The following is a 17,835-nucleotide window of genomic DNA, read 5'->3' on the forward strand; positions in this document are numbered from 1 at the left end:
TCTTTTTTTTCAAATATCAGAAATCCTGATTGCTTTTTAGGCGCTCTTCGGCAGCTGAGGCCAGATCCGGCGGCAGGAAATCCTTGTCCGGGTTGTAGTCCGGCTTGAGGAAACTGCCCAGCGCTTCCAGGTCGGCCGGGCTGAGGGTGCCGGCGGCCTGCTTCAGGCGCAGGTTGTTGAGGATGTAGTCGTAGCGCGCATCGTTGTAGTTGCGCACGGCGCTGTACAGCTGACGCTGGGCATCGAGCACGTCGACGATGTTGCGAGTACCGACCTGATAGCCAATCTCGGTGGCTTCCAGGGCACTCTGGTTGGAAATGATCGACTGACGCCGCGCCTGCACGGTTTCCACATCGGTGTTCACCGCGCGGAACAGGTTGCGGGTGTTCTGCACCACCTGGCGACGCAGGCTTTCGCGCAGCTGCTCGGTCTGCCCGAGACGCTGGTAGGCCTCGCGCACCTGCGAGCTGGTCAGGCCGCCACTGTAGATCGGGATGTTCAGTTGCAGGCCGATGGAACGCTGCGAGACATCGCCACTGTAGCCTGGCGACAGCGGCGAACCGGAGTTGGTGAAGCCCAGGCTGTCGTTATCGCCCTTCTGGTAGCTGGCCACGGCGTCGAGGGTCGGCGCATGGCCGGCCTTGCGCTGACGCAAGCTCTCTTCGGCAGCCGTCACGGCATACAGGCTGGCCTGCAGGTTGAGATTCTGCGCAGCGGCGGTATCGACCCAGGACTTGGCATCGTTCGGCGTCGGCGCCAGCACCGGCAGGGTGTGGACGATGCCTTCGACCGCCACGTAATCGCGGTTGGTCAGGGTCACCAGGGCTTCGAAGGCGTCATCCACCGCACGCTCGGCGAGCAGGCGATTGGCCCGAGCGGTATCGAAACCGGCCTGCGCTTCGAGCACATCGGTCTTGTCGGAAAGGCCGACATCGAAACGCTCGTTGGCCTGGTCCAGCTGACGCTTGAAGGCCGCCTCTTCGGCCCTGGTGGACGCCAGGTTGTCCTGAGCACGCAACACGGCGAAGTAGGTTTCGGCACTCTGCAGAATCAGGTTCTGCTCGGTAGCCGACAGCTCCAGCGCAGCTTGCTCGCTGGTAGCCTCGGCCGCCTGCAGCTGAAACCAGCGGTCGGCGCGAAACAGCGGCTGGCTGAGGTTGGCCTGATAGACCAGGCCGCTGCGCGAGACAGTGGCACTGGGCGAATCGACTTCGGTGCGCGTATCGCCGTAGTTGGCGCCGGCAGACAAATTGGGCAGCAGGCCGGCACGGGCCTGCGGCACTACTTCGCGGCGAGCCTGATAATCGGCACGCGCGGCGGCGATGTCGGCATTGTTTCTTGCCGCCTCCTGATACACGGTAACCAGGTCGGTTTTGCTCGACAGCGGGGCCTCTTCGGCCTGAACCAGGCCCACCGAAGCGGCGGCCACGGCAATTGCCAGGGAAAGTCTGCGCAACATGATGGATGTCGATCCTTGAATAGGCGGTAATCGGCAAGGCTACGGGGCGCCACTGACGGGGGTCAAGCGCGCCGCAAGCGGCATAAGTCTAGCTGGCGGCAAGCTATGTTGCTCGTCTGCAACAATCGAGGCTCGACCGAAGCGGCAGTCGCTTTCCGACGCACGGGTCGACCTTTATTGACCGCCGGGTTGGTTTTCTCCCACCAGCTTGTTTAGACTGCCAGGGTTCTTGTCGGGGTGCCCCAAATGCGGGGCTGAGATTGGCAGCTGCCGGATCCCGTTGAACCTGATCAGGTTAAGGCCTGCGTAGGGAACAAGATGTCCTCGCCCGTATCCGGCGAGTCCTCTCGACACCGCCCATGGTGTATCTCGCGCCCTTCGTCCGCTCAGGTTCCAACTCCGACATCTATCCCGGAGAGAGCCTTGATGAGTGCACAACAACAAAAGAATCTGAGTGAGTCGGCAAAAGTCGACCAGCAGTCGGTGCAACCCTTCCCCCGTTCGCAGAAAGTCTACGTACAAGGCTCGCGCCCTGACATTCGCGTGCCGATGCGCGAGATCAGCCTGGACGTGACCCCCACCGACTTCGGCGGTGAGATCAACGCCCCGGTCACCGTCTACGACACCTCCGGCCCCTACACCGACCCGAACGTGACCATCGACGTGCGCAAGGGCCTGAGTGATGTGCGCAGCGCCTGGATCGAGGACCGCGGCGACACCGAGAAGCTGCCGGGCCTGTCCTCCGAGTTCGGCCAGCGCCGCCTGAATGACGCCGAGCTGTCGGCCATGCGCTTCGCCCACGTGCGCAACCCGCGCCGGGCCAAGGCCGGACACAACGTCAGCCAGATGCACTACGCCAAGAAAGGCATCATCACCCCGGAGATGGAGTTCGTCGCCATCCGCGAGAACATGAAGCTGGCCGAAGCCCGCGAAGCCGGCCTGCTCAATGAGCAGCATGCCGGGCATAGCTTCGGCGCCAGCATCCCGAAGGAAATCACCCCCGAGTTCGTGCGCTCCGAAGTCGCCCGCGGCCGCGCCATCATCCCCGCCAACATCAACCACGTGGAGCTGGAGCCGATGATCATCGGCCGCAACTTCCTGGTGAAGATCAACGGCAATATCGGCAACAGCGCCCTGGGCTCCTCCATCGAGGAAGAAGTGGCCAAGCTGACCTGGGGCATCCGCTGGGGTTCGGACACGGTGATGGACCTGTCCACCGGCAAGCACATCCATGAGACACGCGAGTGGATCATCCGCAACTCGCCCGTACCGATCGGCACCGTGCCGATCTACCAGGCACTGGAAAAGGTCGGCGGCATCGCCGAGGACCTGACCTGGGAGCTGTTCCGCGACACCCTGATCGAACAGGCCGAACAGGGCGTGGACTACTTCACCATCCACGCCGGCGTGCTGCTGCGCTACGTACCGCTGACCGCCAAGCGCGTCACCGGCATCGTCAGCCGCGGCGGCTCGATCATGGCCAAGTGGTGCCTGGCGCATCACAAGGAGAACTTCCTCTACACCCATTTCGAAGACATCTGCGAAATCATGAAGGCCTACGACGTGTCCTTCTCCCTGGGTGACGGCCTGCGCCCCGGCTCCATCGCCGATGCCAACGACGCCGCGCAGTTCGGTGAACTGGAGACCCTCGGCGAGCTGACCAAGATCGCCTGGAAACACGACGTGCAGTGCATGATCGAAGGCCCCGGCCACGTGCCCATGCAGCTGATCAAGGAGAACATGGACAAGCAGCTGGAATGCTGCGACGAGGCACCGTTCTACACCCTCGGCCCGCTGACCACCGATATCGCCCCCGGCTACGACCATATCACCAGCGGCATCGGCGCAGCGATGATCGGCTGGTTCGGCTGCGCCATGCTCTGCTACGTCACGCCGAAGGAGCACCTGGGCCTGCCGAACAAGGATGACGTGAAGACCGGCATCATCACCTACAAGATCGCCGCCCATGCCGCCGACCTCGCGAAAGGTCATCCGGGCGCGCAGATTCGCGACAACGCCCTCTCCAAGGCGCGCTTCGAATTCCGCTGGGAAGATCAGTTCAACCTGGGTCTGGACCCAGACACCGCGCGTGCCTTCCACGACGAAACCTTGCCCAAGGACTCGGCCAAGGTGGCGCACTTCTGCTCCATGTGCGGGCCGAAGTTCTGCTCGATGAAGATCACCCAGGAGGTGCGTGACTACGCCAAGGAAAACGGCTTGACCGACGAGCAGAAGGCCATCAAGGCAGGCTTCAGCGAACAGGCGGAGCGTTTCAAGGAAGAAGGTTCGGTGATTTACCGGCAGGTGTGAACGGCAAATCTTACCTGGATACCAAGCCATTCGAGAGCAGCATATCCGAGTCGGGTTAGAACTGCTCTGCCAGATGTGCCGAGCATTGAGTACTGAGCCGCCGCCAGGCGGCCTGTACGCAAACCTAGACAAGCTTTCGCAGCAAAAGAAGATTTTGTAGGCAGGCGGCAAAAAACCGAATCAAGCTCGATTTTTTCGTCGCGACGCAATAGAATTCGCGCCCCTACAGCCCATGTAGCTCAGCGGTAGAGCACTCCCTTGGTAAGGGAGAGGTCGGCGGTTCAAGTCCGCCCATGGGCTCCAGCCCCGTGGCGCAGGCGATGCACGCAGCAGAGCTGCGCGCTATCAGGCAGCCGGTTACAGCGACAAGCGCTTGAAAAACGCCTCGGGAATCGACTTTATGACCAGCATGATCAGCGCCCAAAACCCCGGCGTATAGATCACGTTGCGCTGTTTGTGCAAAGCCCGATCAATATCGGCGGCGACTTTGGCGGGGCTGGCCCATAGCGGGCCCTTGGGGAAACTAGCGGTCATCGGCGTGTCGACGAAACCAGGTTTGACCGTCAGCACCTGCACACCGCTCCTGGCCAGGCGATTGCGCAGCCCCTGGAGAAACACGCTAAGCCCCCCCTTGGCAGTGCCATACAGATAGTTGGACTGCCGCCCCCGGTCGCCAGCAACCGAGGAGATCACCGCGATCGCCCCCTGACGTTGCGCCTCGAAATGGTTGGCCAGCGACGTCAGCAGCGCCACGGTACTGAGCAGATTGACCTTAAGCCCTTCGATACTTTGTGAAACCGAACGCTCGCAGTCCTTCTGCTCGCAAAGGGTGCCATGGGCGATCAGCACACGATCCAGCACGCCCGCATCAGCAATGACATCCGCGATCAGCGCATCCATACCCTCGATGTCGCGGGCGTCGAAAGCTTTGCAGCTTACGCTGGCCGCCCCCCTGACCCGGAGATCCTGCGCAATGCTGTCGAGACGCTCCGTGTCACGGGCCAACAGGTAGAGCGCATGGCCCTGAGCAGCGAAACGCCGGCTGCAGGCGGTAGCGATTGCCGACGTTGCCCCAATTACCAAAATCTTCATTCAGTCAAGTCCAAGTCTGCGCGACTGCTTTGAGGAGAAGGTTCCCAAGGCGCCGTAACGCTCGCGAACCTGTTGAAAGTCCAGCCACTGCGGGTAGCTCTGCTTGAATACTCGCTCGCTCATGCGCGCATCCTTGGCCAGGTAATGGCGCCCGCCGTATTCGAGAACCATGGCGTCGAGTTCTGCAAGCAGCTTCAGCACCTGGTCCGACAACCTGAAGTCCAGTGCCAGCGAATAACCTTCGACAGGGAATGACAGCGGGCAGCCGTTGTGCGCACCCATGACCTTCAGCACCGCAAGAAAGGATCCCTGTCCCGACGCAGCGATGCGCTGCAGGATCGCCTGCATGCCAGCCAGCCCCGCCGCTTTCGGCAAGACGAATTGATACTGCACAAAACCGTTGCGTCCATACAGACGATTCCAGTTCTGCAGGTTATCCAGCGGATAAAAAAAGCTCCGACTGTCGACCAGGCGCATGCCCGGCCTGGCACGCCCGTAGTAGAGGGCATTGAACGCACGCACCGAAAGCGGATTCAACAACTGCGCAGGAGCATGGCACGGAATGCTCAGAATGCGCCGCGAAGGCAGATGCAGATTCCGATCAGCGGCATGCTCACCGAGCATGAGAACGGATCGCCCCAGGTCCTTTCCGCTGGCCAGGCAATCGATCCAGGCGACCGAATAGGTGGCCTGAGCGTGGACCTCGAAAAGCTGCAACGCCTCTGCGAGGTTGGCCGCCTTCAGGGTTCGCTGCTCGATCCAGGCACTCCGCACCGCACGCAAGGACAAGGTCGCATCGACTATCACGCCTGTCAGCCCCATGCCGCCGCAGGTCGCCTGAAACAACTCGACATACTCATGGCGCGAACAGTTGACCAGAGAGCCATCGGCAAGCAGCAGCCGCATGGACTCCACACAAGCACTGAAGCACCCATGCAGATGATGGTTCTTGCCATGCACGTCACTGGCTATCGCCCCTCCCACCGTCACCCGACTGGTTCCCGGCGTAACCGGCAGAAACCAACCACGCGGCAGGAAAACATCGATCAGTTCCTGCAGCGACACGCCTGCCTGGCAACGCAGCAACCCCGTTTCGTCATCGAAGTGCTGCAGAAGGTTCAGATTGCCGCTGCCGATGACATGCTCGCCAAGCGCACTATCGCCATAGCTGCGCCCCAGCCCGCGACAGGTGAAACGCTGTCCGCGGCCCATGAGCACACCGAGCTCGGACGTTGAGGAGGGCTCAACGAGCTCCCCCTGACAGCGAGGGAAATTGCCCCACCCCCTAAGTTCCATGGTTATCACTCAGCCTGAATACGAAGCGTCTATCGAGAATGAACTTGAGCCAGTAACCGGCTGCTAGTCCAATGACAGCACCTAGATAGCGCATCTCGCGGGTTGCGAACAGCGCATGGAAAAGCAGCTCGGTACCCCAGAACAACAGGGTGGTGAACCCTCCCATAGCCGCGTAAAGGAGAAACACTCTGCTATCATGCGCAAGATCTTTCGCCTGGAAGGCGAAGATGAAGCGCTTGTCCAGCGCGTACTTCAGCACCAGCCCCAGCAGCGTGCCTGCCAGAATGGACAGTGCAATAGCATGTGCCCCTTGATAGACACGCAAGAAAACGTCCTGAGTCGCAATATTGGCAAGCGTCGCCAACGCTGCCAGCAAGGCATAGATCAGTGCCAGTCTCATTCATACCAGCCAGAGAATTGGAAGCGGCATGCATCCTACCGCAACAGCGCATACATCACTACAACGGGGGAAGGCGCTGCTGACCCTGATACGCCCACGGCAATGGATCAAGAACAGCTTCGTGCTTGCGCCGCTGTTGTTCACCGGGCAGTTCATGTCGCTACCCGCCGTTACATCCGCCGTGATCGCAGCCTTGCTGTTCTGCCTGGCCTCTTCGGCGGTCTATATCGTCAACGACCTGCATGACATCGACAAGGATCGCCAGCACCCCGTCAAAGCCCATAAGCGTCCACTCGCCAATGGCACGCTGGAAAAGCGGCATGCCGTGGCCCTCCTGGCACTGCTCTACCTGCTGTTGGCTGGCGCCTGGTACCTGGGACAGCAGGCCGTGGTTGCTGTCGCCATCACCTACATGCTGCTCAACCTGGCCTATAGCTTCTGGCTGAAGCACCAACCCGTGATCGACATCTTCACCATTGCCATCGGTTTCGTCCTGCGGGTCTATGCCGGTGCGGCAGCACTCTCGGTGCCGCTGTCGTCATGGATGTTCGTCACCACGCTGTGCCTTGCGCTGTACCTCGCAGCGATCAAGCGCCGCCAGGAACTGGCCAGCAATGGAGATCGAAGCCGCAACGTACTCAGGTATTACAGCCCTGAGCTGATTGATCGATACGCGGAAATGTCGGCAACGGGCGCGGTGCTGTTCTACAGCCTGTTCGTGATGAACACCCACCCCAAGCTGGTGGTCACCATTCCACTCGTGCTCTACGGGATGTTCCGCTACTGGTTCATCGTCGCAAGGAACAACGCCGGCGAGTCGCCCACCGACGCCCTGCTCAGCGACTGGCAACTGCTCGCAACCGTCGCCCTGTGGGGTGCCGCTTCACTCTTCGTACTCTGGCCACAACCCTGATGCAGACCATCGACCTTTCCTACCTGATCACCCCCTTTCTGGCATGGTTGCTTGCAGGCTGCTGCAAGTTCGCAGTGAACTGCCTGCGCGAGCGGCGCTTGGCGCTGGACCTGATCGGCTACGGCGGCATGCCCAGCAACCACAGCGCGATCGTCAGCAGCATGGTCGTGCTCATCGCCCTGAAGGAAGGCCTGGACAGCCCAGCTCTGGGCGTCGCCACGACCTTGGCATTCATCGTCATGCTTGATGCCACCAGCCTGCGTCGCCATGTCGGTCGGCATGCCCAAACCATCAATCTGCTCGCAGCGGGAAAGCAGGTGCGACTGCGTGAGCGTATGGGCCATTCGCCCCTGGAGGTCGCCGCCGGCGTGCTAACGGGCGGACTCACAGCCTGGCTGATCAGCCTCTGACATTACTCAGGGGCCTGCCGAGCCTCCTTGAACGCAACACAGCATCGCACACACAGCACACGAAAGACGTGACCGCCACTGGCAAGGGAAAAAGGGATGTCCTGCTGCGGGAATGATGCAAAGCGCCGAAAAAAAGGGCGGCCATTTCCGCATCAGAAAGGCCGACCCAAGCACGTCATTAAAGCAGGTCGTCCTTAACCACTCACGGTTCGACAGCCACCTGATACAAAGTTCATCCCGCCCCCTGACCATTCGTCGGTGTCGCACGGCAGCCGGTGGCGGATGGCAGCTAGCCCATTACCGGGTAAAACAGCTAACATATGGCGCGCTTTCCCACCCGCTCCGGTCGACGACCCACTGCACAAGGAACGGATGTGTCGATTTTCTATATTGTTGCCACGCTGTTGTGCGTATTTGGTATCGCGGCCGGACAGATCCTGTTCAAACAAGCTGCCCTCAACATTCAGGACGCCACTGCCTGGCAGTCCTGGCTGTTCAACGGCGCGCTCATCGCCGCTCTGGCGTTGTACGGCTTCACCACGCTGTTCTGGATATGGATTCTGCGCCACGTTCCATTGCATCTGGCGTATCCATTCATGGGCCTGGCTTTCATAATTGTCCCGCTTCTGGAGCATCTGGTATTCGGCTCCACCTTGCAACTGCGCACGTTCATCGGAGGCGGACTCATTCTTATCGGCGTCATGATTGCCGCCTCCGCCTGACAAGGAACGGTTCGCTTGAAAATCGCAGTAGTCATTCCCTGCTATAAAGTACGCAACCATGTGCTCCAGGTGCTCGAAGCAGTCCCCGAGGTCGTGAAACGAGTGTATGCGGTCGACGACTGCTGCCCTGATCGTAGCGGCGACTTTATCGAGGCCAACTGCCGAGATGCGCGTGTACGGGTGCTTCGTAACCCCGTAAACCTTGGGGTCGGCGGGGCGGTCATCACTGGCTACCGTGCAGCCATCAAAGACGGCATGGACATCGTTATAAAAGTTGATGGCGATGGCCAAATGGACCCGCGCCTTGTCCCCTACTTCGCACGCCCAATCATTCAAGGGCGAGCCGACTACACCAAAGGCAATCGTTTCTACCGCCATGAGTCCTTGCGGGACATGCCAAAGGTACGACTGATTGGCAACGCAATGCTGTCGTTCCTGACCAAGCTGAGCTGTGGTTACTGGAACCTGATGGACCCGACCAACGGTTATACCGCCATTCACACCCAGGTACTGCAAGAGCTACCGCTCGATAAGCTGGAGACGCGTTACTTTTTCGAAACGGACATGCTGTTCCGTCTCAACACTGTCCGCGCAGTAGTGCGGGACATTCCTATGGACGCCGTATACGCAGACGAAGTCTCAGGGCTCAACGTACGCAAGGTCCTGCCAGAGTTCGCCCGCAAGCATCTTTCGCGACTTGGGCGACGCTATGTTTACAACTACTGGCTGCGCGACTTCAATATCGGCTCACTCTATAGCCTGATGGGGAGTTTACTCATTGCGAGTGGCAGCCTGTTTGGTCTTGCCCACTGGCTCAGCAGCATCATCCAACAGACACCGGCAACCAGCGGCACCGTCATGCTGGCCAGCCTGCCTATTCTCGTCGGCACACAACTGCTGATTGCCTTCCTGCATAACGACATCAGCAGCACGCCGCAGGAGCCGCTGCACCTGCAGCTAACCCCTCACCCGACAAGACCATGAAGCCTACTGAACAACCCTTTGAGGCCCTACGCGGGCGGACGGTATTCTGGTGCCTGGGCTTGCTCCTCCCATTGCTCGTACAGCAGTGGTTGTACCGGAGCACACCGCTGGTTCAGATTATCAACTTCGACACCCAGTACACCTACCTGCCGATGGCCCGGCGCTTCCTGGAGGATGCAGGAGCGCTATTCGCCGATCCGTGGCATCTAATCGTCGCTCCCGGTTCCTTCATCTACATGGCACTGCTGGGAGCTGACAACGCAACGGTGGTGCAGGCCAACCTGCTGGCTAGCGGCCTGATTTTACTCCTGACGTTCGACACCCTGCGACGCATCGGCGGCCGCCCTGCTGCTGCCGCGGCCAGCTGGCTTATTGCGCTATCCCCCCTGATGCCAAAAATAGCCATAGCAGCACTGAGCGAACCCCCGCAATTACTGTGTCTGAGCATCTGGCTATGGGCCTGCGCGCTGATCTGTGAGTCGCCGACAAGACGCTGGCCTGTGATACTCGGCGGCATCGCATTGCTCCTCTCGATTCTGGTCAGAGCTACCTATGTCTATTGGATCATCGCCGCCTGCGGTGCATGCGTACTACTGATATGGCGAGGCGCCCCCACTGTAAGAATGATCGCAGTGCGTCTGTTGCTGCTACACCTGATTGCCGGTGCAGGCACCGCCGCCTATATCAACTACAACAGAGCAACGTTCGACCTGCCCATGGTGGCCACTGGTAGCGGCGCGGCACTTTACTTTGGCATCAACCCCGCAGTGGCGGGTTACGAGCCTCCGTTTTTTGGGCTTCTGCATGACCATTTCCAAGCACTGGACGGAATTGGTACACATCTATCCATTGAGGGCGATAGGCGACTTAGCCAAATGGCCAAGGCCGAACTGCTGGACATGCCGCCCGCGGTTCTGGGCAGCATACTGCTGCAAAAAGCTGGCGCCACCCTCTTCTTCAGCCAGGCAGAGCTGAGCCGCCAGGTATTCAATGACCGGGCATGGCATGTGTTGCTACTGGCACTGGCTGCATTCGCCATCTGGCGTCACCGGCGCCAGCCCTACCTGTGGATGCTGGGTTGCATTCTGGCTTACCAAGTAGCGATCATGAGCCTCGTCATGCACAACCAGCGCTACGCTATCGGTGCGATCGAGTTACCCTTGACGCTCGTTGCCGCTCTCGGCGTAGCAGCCATCGCACAGGCGAGCGCGCCCTTGCGCACGAGTGCGGCCGCCGCCGCCCTGATTTTGTGCGGTATTGCCGGTGGCTACTTGCACCAACGCTACAGCCACCCACTAATGCCAGATCTAAGCCATGTGCAGAATGAGGTAATCGCCCGCGCCAAACCAGCTGAACTACTCACTCAAGGTTTCGATGGCGACCCCTTCTCAGCGCAGGGTGCACGAGTCAACGCCCCCAACGCCATGATTACCTGGCAACCGATCACATACCTGAGGCTGGGAGGGCAGCCAGTGATCCAGTTTAATGCGCAAGCGTTCTCCAGCCGTTGCGAGCGTGTGCAGCTCAACTATCAACGACCAGATGGCGCACTCAGAAGCACACGCATGTTTCTCAATCACATGCAGCCTCCGCAGATTATCAGCCTGGGCTCTCTTAAACTCGACGGGCTCGATCCGCAGGGAGGCGCACTGAGCATTCAACTTGACTGCCCTGCTGGCACCCATATTCAACTGAGCGATCTGCAGCTGCGCACTGTTACCCGCGGCATCCACTACCGTAAGGTAATAGAGCGACAACAGTGATACGCAGGCAGCAGCATGATCAGGTTCTGCGAACCAACCCGCATCGCAGAGTTACCCAAAGATGGCCACATGTAGCCAAAACGGAATCATGTAGCTATCCTTTTGTGGCAGGGCAATAAAAAGGGCCGCTTCAGGATGAAGACAGGCTGACGCCCAAGCACGTCACTAAGCTGTGATATAAAGACCGGGGTGCCTACAAGGCATAACCCCTGGTGCGAAGGTTCCACCCTGAGCACCAATGGGCCAGCGGGCGCAAGCCCCGCTGGCCTTGTCATATCGTCCTCACCTGCCAATCCCGTCAGTCATCACCCTCTACGGTGCGCTGCGCAGCGGCATTAACTTGCAGCCTGCCCACAGCGCCCAAGGCCATGATGCCAGCATGAACGCCAGGCCTACGCCGAAAGCCACAGCGTGCTTGGCCAACTCGATGTAGCCATCACCGAATACCGAAGAGAACAGCGCATAGAGCGTCGTCAGGGCTCCAAGCACCTGCATCCCCATACAACCACGCTGAATGACCGACAGCGCCGCCATCTGACGTGATTGCAGTACCAGCACCAGCGTGGACAGCAGCGCCGACAATGCGAGGAGCGCGAGCACCAGCTGATAGCCAGCCTGCGGCAGCAGCGACAGCAGCCAGGTGAACGACAACGGCTTCGCCACGGCAAGTTTCCCTGCGCTTTCGGCCTCGCTGGACGGCGGCACCATCCCCAGATAATCGGGATAGAAAGGGCGCACCCGCAGCACGGCTTGATACAAAGGCTGCAGCAAGGTACTCGGCTGACTCAAAAACAGAGCGGGCAAGCGAGCACGACCAGCCTGTACCACTTGCGGACAGGGCCGGGAGCCCTCCTGGCTGTACCAGGTGCTACCGATGGCCGGAAGACAGCTTTCGGGCAAACCGAGCGTTTCGAGTGCGGCGATGGGGTCACGAGCCGCAGGCAGCACCGCACCAAAATACGTATTGGTCTTATTGGCCTCGTCTATCCCGCTCATCATCGTTAATGAGGCGGGGTTGAGCCATGAGAAGCCCACCGCACAAACCACCGCGCACAGGCCCAACGCAGTCGTCATAGCAAGCGCACGCCAACGCAACCAGCAGAGCCCAGACAACACTGCGGCCAACAGCACAGCCAACGGTGCGTACTGCTGCTTGCTCAGCCCGAGCCACAGTAATGCAAACAGCAATAAACCAAACAGGCCCATGCCCGGGCGTTCATGGCCCGCCAACAAGCACGCACCGGCTCCCAGCACCCAGAAGCTGGCCATCAGCACCGAAAACTCCAGATACAGAGTATTGGCGTAAGACAAATACGCCCAGTTGCTGAACAACAACGCGAACACCACAGCCAAAACCAGCCGCATCGCGTCCGCACGCCACAGCAGCACACCCGTTCCAACGGCCAACAGCATGACTTTACCTAGGCCTACGTCGACCATACTTAGCAACTGACCGGGCGAATGCCCCCATGTGGCGAACCAGGCGAAGAGGTTGTCACTCGAACGCATGCAGGCTGCAGGCCGCAGATCACCATCGTAAAGCAGCATGGTCGCCGGAAACTGATGGTTGCCCGCGGTCTTGTCCACGCCTTCGATGAACTGCCAAAGCCCCAGACATGCCGACTGCCGGGTGAAATCATAATTGTTGGCATAGCCGACAAAAGGCGGGGCGAACACGAACCAAAGCATGTAAGCCAGCACTGAGAGAAACAGCAGCCAGGCCAGACCATCCAGCCAGCCATCTGGCTTGAGCCGACTCATTGCTCCGGCTCAGCAAAGGTCGACACCCAGGCCCATACGTGCCAGGCTTCGGGCTGCCGCTGCAAGGCCTGCTGCAGGTGAGCGGCCAGCCGCTGCGCCAGCGCCAAGGCATCCAGCCCGCTCAAAGGCCCCTCCATATGCAAATGACGATGCCCATTAAGCGGGTCGACCACAATGGAATAAACCAGCACCGCCACTTCATCCTGCGCTGCCATGCGGATCGCTCCGGCAGGCATGCGCGCTGCCCGCCCCAACAACTGCACAGGCAGCCATGACTGCCCAGGCTGCAACGGCGCATCAGGCATGACCATCACCGGGCGCCCCTCACCCAACAGGCGTTGACGCATGCGCGCCACGCTACCGCCCACGGCGATGGTCGGCGCGCCGCATAAGCGTCCTACCTGCGCGATGCGCCGACGCCCCATCCACCCCGCAAGCTTCTCACCCAAGGGGGCCACCTGCGGCGGTGGGGCGTGCAACCAAGCCACCGGGTAGCCAGCGGCACGCAACCAGCGCAGCGCCCAGAATCCCTGCCCGTAATGAAAGGTCACCAGCATAGGAGCGGCCCCCTCACCCGGTGCCGGTAAGGCGTCGCCGCTCACGTGCAAGTATCGGCGCATCCAGCCGTCACCGTACTTGCACGTCAGAAAGTAGTCAGCAACATCCACCAGCCGGTGCAGCGCCTGCAGCCGCACCGCATGTGCCCGTTCAGCCCCCAGCCAACACGCCATTTGCCGGGCACCGCGTTGCGCGACATCGCCCTGAAACACAGCGAACCGCGTCATCCAGCGCAAGCCGCGAAACGCCAACGGCCAGGGCAACAGCAAGGTCAGTGCGGCCACGCAAAACAGCTCCAAGGCCACCGTCAACTCGCGCACCAGCGCCTTGAATATGCGGTACAAATCACTCTCTCCGGGATTTACCTTCATTGCACACGCCACAAGACCACCGGCGTTTTCAATGCACAGGCAACCCTGTTAATGTTGCCAGCCGTATACCTGCCGCCGATCGTCATGCTTCATCTCCCCGCTATAGCGCTGCTGACGCTGCTGATCACCACGCCACTGCAAGCCGCAAACTTCTATAAATTCGTAGACGATAACGGCGTCGTCACTTATGGCAATCGCCCACCCGCCGAGACAACGAACAAGCGCAGCCACGCACCGCCGGCCGACGTAAAACCGCGCGCCAATCAACGCCACAGCGACAACCACAAGGATGCCAACCGCCGCCTGCAGGCACTGCTGCAGCAGGACATCCTGCGCCATGTGCTGGAGAATGCGGATACCTCCCTGCGCGCCAGTCCGGCAGGCGGGCAAGGATATCGTTATGCGCTACCCTGGAAAAGCGGCAGATTCCCGGTCACCCAGGGTGCCGAGGGTGGTTTCAGCCACAACACACCACAAAGTCGTTACGCCCTGGACATCGCCATGCCGGTGGGCACGCCCTTGTATGCGGCGCGGGGGGGTACAGTGACGAGGGCACTCAATATCGGCAACGGGGCCAATGGCAGCTACCTGCGCATCGCCCATGGAGATGGCAGCTCCAGCGCCTACCTGCACCTGCAGGAGGGCTCCATCGTGGTGCAGGCGGGACAGCGGCTGAAGCAGGGTGATTACCTAGGCAGATCCGGCAACACCGGTCGCAGCACCGGACCGCACCTGCATTTCGTGGTACAGGTGCGCAGCGAAACAGGCTACCGCTCGATTCCCTTTGTCTTCAACGAACCGCTGGCAACGCTGCCCAATTTCGCCGACATGCAACCCTGAGACGCCGGAAAGACCGGCGCCCAGGGCATCCTGGCGCTACTTGGCCTGAGCCTGCTGCTGGAAAGCCTTCAGTGCCTCATCGTCGATTTTCACATCGTAGCCACGCACACGGTTGAGCTCCTCCTCAATGTAGGTCTTGCTCAGCTCCGTGCCAATTTGCTCTTCGATCTGCGCCTGAACTTCCTCGAACGGCTTCTGCCGGCCTGGCTTGCGATCATTGAGACGGATGACGTGATAACCGAACTGGCTCTTCACCGGCTCGCTCAGGTCACCCTTGTTCTTCAGCGCAAAGGCGGCATCGGCAAACGGCTTGACCATGCGATCCGCCTGGAAAAAGCCCAGATCGCCCTTGTTGCTCTTGGCCGAGGGGTCATCGGAGTACTCTTCAGCCAGCTTGTCGAAGGCCTCGCCCTTCTTGGCCTTGGCCAACACTTCCTGGGCACGCGCAAGCGCCGCCTTCTCATCACGTTCATCGTTGATGGCAATCAGTACATGACTGGCATCCACCTCGGCCGGCACGGCGAAACTCGCCTTCTTGTCGATGTAGCGCTCCTTGGCCAGCTTGGCCAGGTCAGGATTGCGCTTGCGGGCTAGTTCAGCCAGGTAGAAGCGCGCCAGCATTTCACTACGCTGACGGTTCAACTGCTTGACGAACATGGGGTCGCGATCAACGCCGGCCTCAGTGGCTTCCACATCCAGTTGGCGTAACACGTAGTACTCGGCCAGAGTCCTGCGTAGACGGGTCTCATCCTGCAGAATCTCGGCCCGTGCATCTGCCGGAACGGCAACCTCGAAGAAATCGGCAAACTCCTGCTGGGTGATCTTCAGCTCACCACGCTCGACCAGCACCTCACTACCGGCGGCCGAGGCCGTAATGGACACTACGCCCACAACAGTGGCCAGCGCCAAGGCCAGCGCGTTTTTCGACATCGACATCTAACACCATCCTCAAGGATTGAAAAAAGCGGCGCTCATGATAAGAGCGCCGACCTGCGGTAACAAGCGCCACACCGGCCGCCTGCCAGGATTGGCGGCTCTGACCGCCAGATGGGCGAAAAGTTCAATCGGCAAGCGCAGCCGGCAACGGTGTCAGCCGCAGCTGCCAGTCGCTCGCCCAGTCGCGACAACCACCGGGGCAGTAGAGATTGATCGCCACCACGCGGTTACGCGCGAAGAACGTGGGTTCCCCCCTTAGCAGGCGGGCGAAATCATCGGTATCGTTGACCAAGGGTGACAGCGGTATGGGCTCGACGGCCATGCCGGGTACGAATCGATAGTCTAGGTGACGTCCATCGGCCAGCTCCACACCCAGACGCAACGGCTGAGCCTTGTACAGCAAACCCCAGACCTGACCACGCAGGCTCTTGCGCACCACTACACTGGCTTGCCAGCCCGCTGCACCTTCCGGCACCAGCAGGGCCTGACCGAGATGAGCGGGCAGGCGCAGTGTCGGCTCAAGCGGCGCAGACGCCTGCACCGCCGGCCGTCGCTGCAGGTACAAGTAGCCATTGCCGGCCTGCTGACGCAGCCGGTAATGCTGTGCCAGGGTCGCCCAACTGGCCCCATCCTCGAGCGCCGGCAGGCGCCCGTCGATGGGCTCGATCCGTAGCAGCAGGTGCTCCGGCACATCGGCACTGCGCAGGAATTCACGATTACGCGCCGCCAACCAGGGCGTGTAGGCGGTATAGCTCTGGAACACCGGCCGTGGCTGCCAGCGATTGCGCGACGCCAGCAACTCGGCCTGGTTAGCCGAATAGATATCCACCCCACCGGTCAGCGACGGCAAGTCGTAGCGCTGCTGCAACGCCTCCAACGCGGCCCAGAACCGCTGATCCAGGCGCTCAGGGTGCCAGATACGCGACCACAGCGCCTGCACCTTGCCTTCATAGAAGCCCGCGGCACGAGCAAAAAGCGGCGGCCGATCAGCATAGGGGTACATGACATCCAACTGCTGCCACGCCAGCAGCGACGCAAGCAGGGCCACGCCGGCGCTCAGGCGTCGCGTCGCCACACCCAGCAGCAGGCAGGCCAGCAGCAGCAGGCAATCGCTGGCGATCACCGCATGCATGTCGTGGCGCACGAACCCGGCCTTGAAGGCCACGAAAAGCAGGGCCAGCAAGTTCAGCACCCACGGCCAGCGACCGCTGTTCGACCAGGGCTGAAACGCCACGGCCAGGGCGACGATTGCAGCCATAGCCAGCCACAACAGCACCTGCCACTGCGGGCCGTCGCTGCTCATGGCGTCCGCGAAACCGCTGATCAGCGGCAACTGACCGCGCCAGTATGCGCCGAGCGCATCGAGCGGTTGCCCGGCCAGCAGCCACAAGACCGGAACGGCCAATACGACGCTGCCGACGAAGCCCAGTGCGCGCCGCCCATCACCACGGCGAAGCAGCACAATGGCAGCGGTGATCAGCGCCAGCAACACCAGCGGCAGCAGAGAGCCCTTGGTCAATAGCAGCAGGCCCAGGGGCGCGCCGAGCAGGATACTGCCATGGCGCCCGCGCAATACGGCGAGCAGCGCCAGCAGTGGGTAGCAGAGCAACAAGGCATCACGAGAAGTGAACAAGCTAGCCAGCAGCAGTGTTGCCAGCACGGCGGCTACGGGTGCAGGGCGCAGTTGCCAGCATATGGCGGCATAGCCGACAGCGAGCAGGCTGCCCGCAGCAAGCATCAGATCATCGGTCCCCGGATGGTAGAGAGCGGTGTACAACGGCGCATAGGGCCCCAGGGTAAAGATCACCTGACGGCCGAATACCAGGCCATCAGCCTGGGCCTGGGCCACGGCCAGAGCGAAGGAGGCGTCCAGCCCCCAGCCAGGCATCAGCGGCGCCAACGGCAGACAGAACAGAACCAGGGTAATGACCAACAAGGCGCGTGCGGCAGAGGCGATCATGGCGACTCCGGCAAAAAATAGGCAATAAAAAACGGGGCCCGAAGGCCCCGTTTCTTTCAC

Annotated in this window: 15 protein-coding genes, 1 tRNA gene and 1 riboswitch; of the genes, 8 read left to right on the top strand and 8 right to left on the bottom strand. The window is 60.8% G+C overall.

All coding sequences use genetic code 11. The features are described 5' to 3' along the window. Window positions 1-16: 16 nt before the first annotated feature. On the bottom strand, window positions 17-1,459 hold the full coding sequence (locus tag DXK50_RS00760) for a TolC family outer membrane protein (RefSeq protein ID WP_212629021.1): 1,443 nt from the start codon (window positions 1,457-1,459) through the stop codon (window positions 17-19). A 223-nt stretch (window positions 1,460-1,682) separates the two neighbouring features. Further along, a riboswitch (TPP riboswitch) is annotated at window positions 1,683-1,789 on the top strand. 96 nt (window positions 1,790-1,885) lie between these two features. Here DXK50_RS00760 and thiC point away from each other — a divergent pair. Next, window positions 1,886-3,769 carry a phosphomethylpyrimidine synthase ThiC gene (thiC, locus tag DXK50_RS00765; protein ID WP_212629022.1) on the top strand — a complete coding sequence of 628 codons (1,884 nt, stop codon included), beginning with the start codon at window positions 1,886-1,888 and terminating at the stop codon, window positions 3,767-3,769. Between the two features lie 228 nt (window positions 3,770-3,997). Further along, window positions 3,998-4,072 (top strand) — tRNA-Thr (locus DXK50_RS00770). Between the two features lie 54 nt (window positions 4,073-4,126). Here DXK50_RS00770 and DXK50_RS00775 read toward each other — a convergent pair. From DXK50_RS00775 to DXK50_RS00785, 3 genes are all read right to left on the bottom strand, one after another. Beyond that, window positions 4,127-4,861 (bottom strand): SDR family oxidoreductase, encoded by a 735-nt coding sequence (locus DXK50_RS00775; protein ID WP_212629023.1) that lies wholly within the window; start codon window positions 4,859-4,861, stop codon window positions 4,127-4,129. After that, window positions 4,862-6,073, bottom strand: a complete 1,212-nt coding sequence (locus tag DXK50_RS00780; RefSeq protein WP_249186624.1) for an FAD-binding oxidoreductase — start codon at window positions 6,071-6,073, stop codon at window positions 4,862-4,864. A gap of 73 nt (window positions 6,074-6,146) precedes the next feature. After that, complete coding sequence (locus tag DXK50_RS00785) at window positions 6,147-6,557, bottom strand: GtrA family protein (protein ID WP_212629025.1); 411 nt, start codon at window positions 6,555-6,557, stop codon at window positions 6,147-6,149. 28 nt (window positions 6,558-6,585) lie between these two features. Here DXK50_RS00785 and DXK50_RS00790 point away from each other — a divergent pair, with 28 nt between their 5' ends. From DXK50_RS00790 to DXK50_RS00810, 5 genes are all read left to right on the top strand, one after another. Next, window positions 6,586-7,470: a decaprenyl-phosphate phosphoribosyltransferase gene (locus tag DXK50_RS00790; protein ID WP_212629026.1), complete on the top strand. Its 885-nt coding sequence runs from the start codon at window positions 6,586-6,588 to the stop codon at window positions 7,468-7,470. Continuing rightward, window positions 7,470-7,880: a divergent PAP2 family protein gene (locus tag DXK50_RS00795; protein WP_212629027.1), complete on the top strand. Its 411-nt coding sequence runs from the start codon at window positions 7,470-7,472 to the stop codon at window positions 7,878-7,880. The genes DXK50_RS00790 and DXK50_RS00795 overlap by 1 nt, the downstream gene beginning before the upstream one ends. Before the next feature lie 374 nt (window positions 7,881-8,254). Then, window positions 8,255-8,602 carry a DMT family transporter gene (locus DXK50_RS00800; protein ID WP_052178371.1) on the top strand — a complete coding sequence of 116 codons (348 nt, stop codon included), beginning with the start codon at window positions 8,255-8,257 and terminating at the stop codon, window positions 8,600-8,602. A gap of 15 nt (window positions 8,603-8,617) precedes the next feature. After that, window positions 8,618-9,586, top strand: a complete 969-nt coding sequence (locus DXK50_RS00805) for a glycosyltransferase family 2 protein (RefSeq protein WP_212629028.1) — start codon at window positions 8,618-8,620, stop codon at window positions 9,584-9,586. A gap of 59 nt (window positions 9,587-9,645) precedes the next feature. Then, window positions 9,646-11,349: a glycosyltransferase family 39 protein gene (locus DXK50_RS00810; protein ID WP_212629029.1), complete on the top strand. Its 1,704-nt coding sequence runs from the start codon at window positions 9,646-9,648 to the stop codon at window positions 11,347-11,349. A 312-nt stretch (window positions 11,350-11,661) separates the two neighbouring features. On the opposite strand, the gene wsfD is transcribed toward DXK50_RS00810, so the two are convergent. Both wsfD and DXK50_RS00820 read right to left on the bottom strand, forming a co-directional pair. After that, window positions 11,662-13,110 carry a glycan biosynthesis hexose transferase WsfD gene (gene wsfD / locus DXK50_RS00815; RefSeq protein WP_212629030.1) on the bottom strand — a complete coding sequence of 483 codons (1,449 nt, stop codon included), beginning with the start codon at window positions 13,108-13,110 and terminating at the stop codon, window positions 11,662-11,664. Then, complete coding sequence (locus DXK50_RS00820) at window positions 13,107-14,039, bottom strand: lysophospholipid acyltransferase family protein (protein WP_212629031.1); 933 nt, start codon at window positions 14,037-14,039, stop codon at window positions 13,107-13,109. The genes wsfD and DXK50_RS00820 overlap by 4 nt, the downstream gene beginning before the upstream one ends. 51 nt (window positions 14,040-14,090) lie before the next feature. On the opposite strand from DXK50_RS00820, the gene DXK50_RS00825 reads away from it, so the two are divergent. Beyond that, a complete protein-coding gene (locus DXK50_RS00825; RefSeq protein WP_212629032.1) occupies window positions 14,091-14,879 on the top strand; it encodes a peptidoglycan DD-metalloendopeptidase family protein in 789 nt (262 codons plus the stop codon). A 36-nt stretch (window positions 14,880-14,915) separates the two neighbouring features. Here the strand turns inward: DXK50_RS00825 and DXK50_RS00830 are convergent, their stop codons facing one another. Beyond that, window positions 14,916-15,815 (bottom strand): foldase protein PrsA, encoded by a 900-nt coding sequence (locus tag DXK50_RS00830; protein ID WP_212629033.1) that lies wholly within the window; start codon window positions 15,813-15,815, stop codon window positions 14,916-14,918. 124 nt (window positions 15,816-15,939) lie between these two features. Beyond that, complete coding sequence (locus DXK50_RS00835) at window positions 15,940-17,775, bottom strand: hypothetical protein (RefSeq protein ID WP_212629034.1); 1,836 nt, start codon at window positions 17,773-17,775, stop codon at window positions 15,940-15,942. Window positions 17,776-17,835: the final 60 nt, after the last annotated feature.

Origin of the sequence: Pseudomonas sp. KB-10, from assembly GCF_018221585.1 — a bacterium.
Lineage (GTDB): Bacteria > Pseudomonadota > Gammaproteobacteria > Pseudomonadales > Pseudomonadaceae > Aquipseudomonas > Aquipseudomonas yangonensis.

What these genes read in the sequence shown, in the direction of transcription:
- wsfD (WP_212629030.1), bottom strand. Translation starts at nt 13,110, where the DNA reads ATGAGTCGGCTCAAGCCAGATGGCTGGCTGGATGGTCTGGCCTGGCTG.
- DXK50_RS00830 (WP_212629033.1), bottom strand. Translation starts at nt 15,815, where the DNA reads ATGTCGATGTCGAAAAACGCGCTGGCCTTGGCGCTGGCCACTGTTGTG.
- DXK50_RS00780 (WP_249186624.1), bottom strand. Translation starts at nt 6,073, where the DNA reads ATGGGCCGCGGACAGCGTTTCACCTGTCGCGGGCTGGGGCGCAGCTAT.
- thiC (WP_212629022.1), top strand. Translation starts at nt 1,886, where the DNA reads ATGAGTGCACAACAACAAAAGAATCTGAGTGAGTCGGCAAAAGTCGAC.
- DXK50_RS00775 (WP_212629023.1), bottom strand. Translation starts at nt 4,861, where the DNA reads ATGAAGATTTTGGTAATTGGGGCAACGTCGGCAATCGCTACCGCCTGC.
- DXK50_RS00790 (WP_212629026.1), top strand. Translation starts at nt 6,586, where the DNA reads ATGCATCCTACCGCAACAGCGCATACATCACTACAACGGGGGAAGGCG.
- DXK50_RS00760 (WP_212629021.1), bottom strand. Translation starts at nt 1,459, where the DNA reads ATGTTGCGCAGACTTTCCCTGGCAATTGCCGTGGCCGCCGCTTCGGTG.
- DXK50_RS00820 (WP_212629031.1), bottom strand. Translation starts at nt 14,039, where the DNA reads ATGAAGGTAAATCCCGGAGAGAGTGATTTGTACCGCATATTCAAGGCG.
- DXK50_RS00835 (WP_212629034.1), bottom strand. Translation starts at nt 17,775, where the DNA reads ATGATCGCCTCTGCCGCACGCGCCTTGTTGGTCATTACCCTGGTTCTG.
- DXK50_RS00795 (WP_212629027.1), top strand. Translation starts at nt 7,470, where the DNA reads ATGCAGACCATCGACCTTTCCTACCTGATCACCCCCTTTCTGGCATGG.
- DXK50_RS00825 (WP_212629032.1), top strand. Translation starts at nt 14,091, where the DNA reads ATGTTGCCAGCCGTATACCTGCCGCCGATCGTCATGCTTCATCTCCCC.
- DXK50_RS00785 (WP_212629025.1), bottom strand. Translation starts at nt 6,557, where the DNA reads ATGAGACTGGCACTGATCTATGCCTTGCTGGCAGCGTTGGCGACGCTT.